Below are 8,229 nucleotides of genomic sequence, written 5' to 3'. Positions count from 1 at the left end.
TGCGTCTGCCCGCACCCGGCCATCCCCGGCCGCAACGGAGCGCGGCCCTCCACTTGCACGGACGGTTCACGCCGCTGGAGGGGCACGCTCCGTCGTGCCCGCGCCTGCAATCACCGGCCGCTCGCCATCCCCGGCCGCTCGCCATCCCCGGCCGCGACGGAGCGCGGCCCTCCACTTGCACGGACGGGCTTCGTCCGTGCCCGCACCCGGCCATCCCCGGCCGCGACAGAGCGCGGCCCTCCACTTGCACGGACGGTTCACGCCGCTGGAGGGGCACGCTCCGTCGTGCCCGGTCCGTGTGGGTCCGTGTGCGTGCGCCCGGGGCTGCCCATGAGAACGCCGGGGCTGCCCCATAGGGACGCCCGGGGCTACCCGGTGAGGCGGGGGCGGCGGACGGGGGCGTCAGAGGGAGGGCTCGATCCGGAGGATCTCCCAGCGGCGCCGTTCCCCGTCGATCGCCAGTTCGGCCTCCTGGCCGACCGACCTGCCCATGAAGGCCGTCCCCAGGGGGGCGTTGTAGGCGATGATGCCCTCGTCGGGCACGGCGTCCCAGGGGCCGAGGAACGTGAATGCCTCCTCCTGGCCGGTGGCGAGGTTGCGCGCGACGACGCGGCTGCCGATGGTCACGTGGGCGGCCGAGGCGAGTTCGTGGGTGATCAGGCGGGCTTCGGCCAGTTCCTCCTGGATGCGGCCTGCGCGTTCGGCCAGCCGCGCCCGCTCGGCCACGGCGGTCCGATACTCGGCGTTGTCGCTGATGTCGCCGAACCCGGCGGCCTGGCCGATCTCCCGGGCGACCTCCGGCAGGCGCACGTGGACGATCTGCTCCAGCTCCTCCTGGCGCCGCGCGATGCCGGCTTCGGTCGTGTAGACGACGCCTTCGTCCCAGGGCAGGACCACGCGTGTGAAGAGCCTCGGCTGCACCTTGCGGAGGATGTCCACCAGGTCCGACTGCATGCGCTCGGTCAGGCCGGGGTTGTGTTCGCCCAGGTTGCGCACGGCGGCCACCTGCTCGGGGCGTCCGGCCATGAGGGCCTCCCGCAGGGGCTCGCCGCCACGGATGAACAGGGCGCTGCGCAGTTCGGAGATACGCTCCTTGCGGTCCTCCTCGTCGAGGTCGGAGGCGCGGACGGCCGCCCCCAGCGCCGAGAGGACCTGGATGGCCACCACGATGGGCCGGGCACCGTCGTCCTCATCCGGCGCACGGGCGCCGACGCAGTCGCGCCAGAGCCACGACAACGCACCGGGCGAGCGCTCGGGGCGGGCCAGGATCTCGCGGCGCGCCTCGGCCAGTTCGTCGCGGGCGCCGGCCGACCGGAGCCGCTCGGCGATGGCGGCACAGGCATCGCGCCCGACCAGCGGCATCAGGGACGCCGCCATCTGCACCCACCCCGAGGGGGCGCGACGCCGCACGAACCCCAGCGTGCACAGCAGCACGTCCGGCTCGGTAACGGCCCGGGCCACGGCATCCGGGTCGGCCATGACCGCGGCCACGGGATCCGACTCGGCCGCCGGCTGCGGTTCGGGCACGTCGTCCCACCCGGCGCTGAGCGCTTCGGCCACGGCGGCGGCCGCCGCGGCGAGCGGCGCGGGAGCACCGTCGGCCAGGGCGGCGACATCCCGGACCATGCCGCCGCGCGCGTCCGGGTCCAGACCTTCGTGCGCCTGCGGTTCCCTGAGCACACGCAGGGCCGCCGACAGCCGGTCCATGGGCTCGACGGCGATGCGGAACCTCTGCAGGAGCCGCTCGCCGAGCGAGACGGGCCGTTTGCGGAGGAACACGGACGGGGCGCGGCCTTCGGTAAGCCCGATGGTGGAGGACCGCTGCAGGCGCGGGCGCGCCGAGGACCACCACTTGCCCCATACCTCCACGACCGGCTCGAGGTACAGCTTGAGGCGGCGCATCTCCATGCGCCGGTCGATCGTGCTGAGCAGGATCCGTACGAGTTCCTCCGGGTCGCTGCGGGCGATCTCCCGGAGGCGGTCGCGCTCGAAGGCCGCCAGTGCCCGGAAGTCGTCCTCGTCGGTCGGCTTCAGACGGGGCACCAGCGTGATGCCGTAGACCTTCTCGCCGCTCTCGAAGGTCACCACCAGCCCGCCCCGATCGGGGTCGAGTTCCTCGACGCGCCCGACGGCGCCGTGCTGCGGATCGAGCACGTAGGCGCCGGGCCGCACAGCCATCAGGTTGGCCAGGCCGTCCATCGCGTCGTCCAGCGGCATCCCGGCATCGCGGATGGTCAGGTCGACGAGGTTCTCGATGTCGGCCCGGTCGGAGTGGACCTGCACGTACAGGTTGGCCAGCAGGCTGCGAAGCAGCTCGCTGTGGGGCAGCAGCCGCCCGCCCCTTTGCGCGGCCCGGAGCGCCCGGGCCGCCTGGCCGCGTTCGGACAGCAGGTCGACCAGGTACCAGACCAGCGACTCGGCCATCTCGGCATGGCCGTGGGTGGCCAGCGTTTCCGGAACACAGAAGAGCGGTTCGACCTCGGCGAGTTCTTCCCCGAGAAGCTCCGTCCAGGCCGACTCGACCAGGTCGAGCTTGCCCTTCCTGGCAAGCTTCAGGACTTCGTCAACGTGCATAGCACATCTCAAGTCAGGGGCCGCATGGCGGGGCCGGCTCGGCCGGCACAACCCCGGGAGAGTATACAACATGGCGTCATTCCGCTCAACGTGCCGCGAGCTTGATTTGCCGGGCCGCCATGGGCGAGAATCATCGGGGGAGGCACCATGACGCCGAAGATCTCGAAGAACACCGTCCGACGCTGGCCGCACAACCCCGTCCTGAGCATCCGCGACCTGCCCTTCCAGGCCAGCGACGTCCACAACGCCGGCGCGGCGCGGCACAACGGGGAATACGTCCTGCTGGTCACCGTGGAGAACCTGCGCGGAGACTGCTCGATCTACCGGGCGCGCAGCCGGGACGGGCGTCAGTTCCGCATCGACGAGGCGCCCCTTCTGGAGCCGTCCCGGACCGGGCCGTTCGCCGCGTATGAGAACCACGGCGTGCGGGACCCGCGCGTGACGCCGTTCGAAGGCACCCACTACATCGTCTACCTCGCGGAATCCAACTACGGCGTGCGGCTGGCCCTGGCGAAGACGGACGACTTCGAAGCCGTCGAACGCATCGCCTTCATCAGCGAGCCGGACACCAAGAGCGGCGTCCTGTTCCCCGACCGGTTCGGTGGGCGCTATGCCCGGCTGGAACGGCCGCGCGAGGGCGGCAACATCTGGATCAGCTACTCGGAGGACCTCCGGCACTGGGGCGACTGGCGCCTACTTCTGACGCCGCGCGCCGGCTACTGGGACTACAACCGCATCGGCGCGGCCGTGCCGCCCATCCTGACCGACTGCGGATGGCTGCTGTTCTACTACGGCGTGCGTGAACTGCCGGGCGGCCCCGTCTACCGGCTGGGCGTGGCCTTCCTGGACACGGCCGACCCCGCCCGCGTGCTCGGCCGCTCGAACCTGCCGGTGCTGGCGCCCCTGGAGCCCTACGAACGGATCGGCGACGTGCCCAACCTCGTCTTCTCCTGCGGCGCCCTCCTGTCGGAGGACGGCCGCCAGGTGGAGATCTACTACGGGGGCTCCGACAGCTGCGTCTGCCTGGGCACGATCTCGCTGGACGAACTGCAGATCATGTGCAACAAGGGGAAGGCGGAGGGACACTGAACATGCCGGCAGCCGGCGACAGCGACGTGCTCATACGCTACGGCCGGAATCCGATCATCACGGCCGCGGACATCCCGTTCACCTGCAACACCGTCTTCAACGGGTCCCCGGTGAAGTGGAACGGGGAATACCTGCTGCTGCTCCGCGTGGAGGGCCAGCACGGGTACTCGCTGTTCGCGCTGGCGCACAGCGCCGACGGATACGACTTCGAGATCGAGCCCCTGCCGGTGATGACGCCGGCCGCCGAGCCGCCCATGGCGCGCTATGAAGAGGCCGGAATCGAGGACCCGCGCATCACCGTCCTGGACGGCCTGCCGCACGTGATCTACACCGCCTTCAGCGGCGCCGGGCCGGTCATGGCGCTGGCCACGACGGAGGACTTCCACCGGTTCGAACGACGCGGGATCATCAGCGAGCCGGGCAACAAGGACGGGCTGCTCTTCCCCCGCAGGATCGGCGGACGATACGTGCGCCTGGACCGCCCGATCGGCCGCGACGTGGGCTGCATCTGGGTATCCTTCTCGCCCGACCTGCGGCACTGGGGCGACTCGCACATGATCGTGGCCCCGCGGCCCGGCTACTGGGACTCCTACCGGGTCGGAGGCTCCGCCGTGCCCATCGAGACCGAGGAGGGCTGGCTGGAGATCTACCACGGCGTCAAGATGACGTCCGGCGGACCCATCTACCGCACCGGGACCGTCCTGCTGGACCGGGACGACCCGACCCGCGTCCTCGCGCGCAGCGCCGTGCCGATCCTCTCCCCCCGCACGGACTACGAGCGGATCGGCGACATCAACAACGTCGTGTTCGCCTCCGGCGCCATCGTCGAGCCGGACGGGCAGGTCAAGGTCTACTACGGCGCGGCCGATACGTCCATCTGTGTGGCCGGCGCCCCGCTGGCCAAGCTGCTGGCGGTCACCCGGGAGCGGTAGCGACCCGGGCCGGCACGGACGAACACGGACCCACACGGACGGACACGACGGCGCGTGCCCCCCAACGGCATGGTGCGCCCGCCGGCCGTTCCCCAACGGGCAGCCCCGGGGCGTGCGTACGCGCGGTTGCCGCCCCGCGGCCGGGACGGCCGTGCACCCCATTGCTGTGTAGACGGCCGCGCTACCCGTTCTGGTTGAGACAACCGCCCCCCCCACAACGGACAGCCCCGGGCGTTCCCGCCCGGCGGGCCGGCACGGACGCGCACGACGGCGCATGCCCGTCATCCGAGCAGCCGCTGCGCGTTCCCGCCCAGCACAGCGGCCTGCCGCGCCGGCTCGGGCCAGGCCGCCCGCACGAGCGCCAGGGCCTCGCCCTGCTCACGCCACGGGCTGTCGCTTCCGAACAGGATTCGCTCGGCCGGATGCCGCGCGCGCAGCGCCTCGATCGTCGCTGCCGCGCACAGGCCGATCGAATACGAGGTCTCCAGGTAGACGTCGGTCCCCGCCAGGACGGCCAGGGCCTCGTCCCACTGCCGCCATCCGCCCATGTGGGCCGCCACGAGCGGGATGCGGGGGAATGCGCGGTGCAGGCGCAGCATTCGGCGGGGCGAGGCGCGTTCGTCGCCCGGGGGGAAGGCAATGTCGCGCCCGCTGTGCATCACCAGGACCAGCCCGGCCTCCTCCACCGCCGCATAGAGCGGCCACAGGCGCGCCTCGTCGGCGGCGAAGCCCTGGTAGAGCGGGTGCAGCTTGATGCCCTTGAGGCCCGCGGCCGCAATCCTGCGCACCGCGGCGGCGGGGTCCGCGCAGTCGGGGTGCACCGAACCGAACGGGATGACACGCTCCGAGGCGATCTCCAGCGACCAGCGCAGGATCGGGTCGGCCTGCTTCGGGGCCGTGGCGATGGAGCAGATCACACACCGGTCCACGCCGGTGCGGTCCATGGACGCCAGCAGCCCGCCGACGGTGCCGTCCAGGACGGCTCGCGCATCGTCGGGCACGGTATCGTTCAGCTTCTCGAGGGCGTGGGGAGCGAGTTGGTCCGGAAAGGCGTGGGTATGGACGTCGATGATCACGGGCACGGGTCCTCTGCTATGGGCGAATGTCGGCACGGCGCAGGAGCGTCGAGTTGGCGACGACGCTGACGGAACTGAGCGCCATGGCGGCCTCGGCGATGAGCGGGTGCAGCAGGCCGAGCACGGCGGCCGGGATCGCCACGAGATTGTAGCCGAACGCCCAGAGGAGATTCTGCCTGATCTTGCGGAACGTGGCGCGGCTGAGCTTCACGGCGCTGACGACGGCGCCCAGGTCGCCGCGCACGAGCGTGACGTCCGCACTCTCGATGGCCACGTCCGTGCCGGTCCCCAGGGCGATGCCGACGTCGGCCTGTGCGAGGGCCGGCGCGTCGTTGATGCCATCGCCCACCATCGCCACGGGCGCCCCCTCCGCCTGCAACCGCCGGACCTCCTCCACCTTGCGGGCGGGCAGGACACCGGCCAGCACGCGCTCGATGCCCACCTGCGCGGCCACGGCCCGGGCCGTGCGCTCGTTGTCGCCGGTGATCATGGCCACGTCCAGCCCCATCGCCTTCAGGGCCGCGATGGCGCCGGCCGAGCCCTCCTTGACCGCGTCGGCGATGCCGAGCACGCCGAGCACTCGGCCGCCGGCGGCAACGATCACCGCAGTGCGCCCTTCGTTTTCGAGCCGTTCGAGCGCCCCGGCCGCCGCATCGTCCACGGAGCCCTCCGGCAGCAGCGAGCGGGCACCGACCAGGACGTCCCGGCCGTCCACCCGGCCGCGCACGCCCGCACCCGCAACGGCCTCGAAGTCCGTGACGCCGCCCGTCTCGATGCCGTCCGCCCGGGCACGGGCCACCACGGCTCCGGCCAGCGGATGCTCGCTGCCCGCCTCGACGGCCGCCGCCAGTCGCAGCACTTCGGGCTCGCGCGCACCGCCCACGGCGACGACGTCCGTCACCTCCGGCCGGCCGCGCGTGATCGTGCCCGTCTTGTCCAGCACGATCGTGCGCACGTCCTTCATCGCCTGGATGGCCTGTCCCGAGCGGATCAGGATGCCGTTCTGCGCCCCCATGCCGGTGCCCACCATAAGGGCCGTCGGCGTCGCCAGGCCCAGGGCGCACGGGCAGGCGATGACCAGGACGGCCACGCCGGCGAAGACGGCCAGGGCCACCGGCGACGCGTGAGGGTTCACCCACGGCAGCAGCCCCGACGCGAGGGCCGCCATCCGCCCCAGCGCGCCGGGGGCGACCAGCCAGGCCACGAACGTGCACAGCGCCAGCGCGATGACGGCGGGCACGAAGTACGCCGTCACCCGGTCCGCGAAGGCCTGAACGGGCACCGCGCTGCCCTGCGCCTCACGCACCATGCGCACGACCTGCGCCAGGAAGGTCTCCTCGCCCACCTTCGTGGCGCGCACCCGGAGCAGGCCATGCGCGTTGATCGTGGCGCCGATGACCTCGTCGCCCTCCGCCTTGGCCACGGGGACCGACTCGCCGGTCGCCATGGACTCGTCGACGGCGCTGCGCCCTTCGACCACGACGCCGTCGGTGGGCACCTTCTCGCCGGGCCGGACGACCATGACGTCGCCGACGGCGACCTGTTCGACCGGCACCTCCACCTCCCGTCCGCCGCGCACCACGCGTGCGCTGCGCGCGCCCAGCTCCAGCAGGCTGCGGATCGCGCGCCCGGCCCGGCCGCGCGCCCGCGCCTCGACGTATCGCCCGGTGAGGTGGAACGCCAGGATCATCGCCCCGACGCCGGCGTAGTTGAGGACCGGCAACCCGGCCAGCGCCGGCGGGCCGGTCAGGAATGCCGCGCCGCTGCCGAGCATGATCAGCGTGTCCATGTTCGCCGAAAGCCGCACAAGCCCTTTCCAGCCGCTGCGATACGTGTTGAACCCGGCGATCACGAGCACCGGAAGCGCCAGCAGCACCATCGCCCAGTCGTGGACGTGATGGTACGGGCGAAGGGCCTCCACGCCCAGCATGAAGGGCACCATGACGACCAGCAGGGGCCCGGTCAGGCCCCAGGCGAGGACCATGCGCCTACGGGCCTGCCGCATCTCGCGCTCGGAGCCGTCCTCGCGCTCGCCTGCCCCGCGGGCCTCCCGAGCCGAATAGCCGGAGGACTCGACGGCGCGGATCAGCGTCGGGATCGGCGCCCCCTCCGGATCGTGTCGCACGACGGCCTCGTTTGTTGCGAGGTTCACGTTCGCCTGGTACACGCCGTCCAGCCGGCGCAGCGCCCTGGAGACGGCCTGCACGCAGCTCTGGCAGGTCATGCCTCCGATCTCCAGAGTCGTCGCGCAGGCGCCGGGGGCGGCGGCCTCGTCCGGCGGCTCCGTCTCCGGTTCCTCGGGTTGCGGCGCGCGCTCGCCCTCCGCCGGGAAGGCACCCGGATCCGCTTCGAAGCGCTCCTTGCATCGCCGGCTACAGAAGTAGAAGGTCCGGCCGGCGTGCCTGCTGCGCGCGGCCGCGCCCTCTTCGTCGACGATCATCCCACAGACGGGATCGACAGCCATGCGCGCCCCCCGGCGTTGCCTGGTGCGGAACTGGAACGGGTCGTCCTCATTGGCTATTATAGACGCTCCGCCCCGGGCGGACACGGGAACGGGC

Annotated in this window: 5 protein-coding genes; 2 read left to right on the top strand and 3 right to left on the bottom strand. The window is 72.2% G+C overall.

Features of this window, described 5'->3' with window-relative positions; genetic code table 11:
- Positions 1-402 precede the first annotated feature (402 nt).
- Positions 403-2,574: a hypothetical protein gene (locus tag GXY85_00120; protein ID NLW49233.1), complete on the bottom strand. Its 2,172-nt coding sequence runs from the start codon at positions 2,572-2,574 to the stop codon at positions 403-405.
- Positions 2,575-2,721: 147 nt separating this feature from the next.
- Between GXY85_00120 and GXY85_00115 the strand changes: the two genes are divergently transcribed.
- Both GXY85_00115 and GXY85_00110 read left to right on the top strand, forming a co-directional pair.
- Positions 2,722-3,663 carry a glycosidase gene (locus tag GXY85_00115; GenBank protein NLW49232.1) on the top strand — a complete coding sequence of 314 codons (942 nt, stop codon included), beginning with the start codon at positions 2,722-2,724 and terminating at the stop codon, positions 3,661-3,663.
- A 2-nt stretch (positions 3,664-3,665) separates the two neighbouring features.
- Entirely contained in the window at positions 3,666-4,595 is a 930-nt protein-coding gene (locus tag GXY85_00110; GenBank protein NLW49231.1) for a glycosidase, read from the top strand.
- A 281-nt stretch (positions 4,596-4,876) separates the two neighbouring features.
- Here the strand turns inward: GXY85_00110 and GXY85_00105 are convergent, their stop codons facing one another.
- Together GXY85_00105 and GXY85_00100 are read right to left on the bottom strand one after the other, a co-directional pair.
- Positions 4,877-5,677: an amidohydrolase family protein gene (locus GXY85_00105; GenBank protein NLW49230.1), complete on the bottom strand. Its 801-nt coding sequence runs from the start codon at positions 5,675-5,677 to the stop codon at positions 4,877-4,879.
- A gap of 10 nt (positions 5,678-5,687) precedes the next feature.
- Positions 5,688-8,135: a heavy metal translocating P-type ATPase gene (locus GXY85_00100; GenBank protein ID NLW49229.1), complete on the bottom strand. Its 2,448-nt coding sequence runs from the start codon at positions 8,133-8,135 to the stop codon at positions 5,688-5,690.
- Positions 8,136-8,229: the final 94 nt, after the last annotated feature.

It is taken from the genome of Candidatus Brocadiaceae bacterium, from assembly GCA_012728835.1.
Lineage (GTDB): Bacteria > Planctomycetota > Brocadiia > SM23-32 > SM23-32 > JAAYEJ01.
Note: the sequence above shows the minus strand (reverse complement) of the source record. Positions and strands in the feature narration are given on the sequence as shown.

Excerpts from the sequence above, each read along its gene's own strand:
- GXY85_00120 (NLW49233.1), bottom strand. The coding sequence starts at position 2,574 with ATGCACGTTGACGAAGTCCTGAAGCTTGCCAGGAAGGGCAAGCTCGAC.
- GXY85_00115 (NLW49232.1), top strand. The coding sequence starts at position 2,722 with ATGACGCCGAAGATCTCGAAGAACACCGTCCGACGCTGGCCGCACAAC.
- GXY85_00110 (NLW49231.1), top strand. The coding sequence starts at position 3,666 with ATGCCGGCAGCCGGCGACAGCGACGTGCTCATACGCTACGGCCGGAAT.
- GXY85_00100 (NLW49229.1), bottom strand. The coding sequence starts at position 8,135 with ATGGCTGTCGATCCCGTCTGTGGGATGATCGTCGACGAAGAGGGCGCG.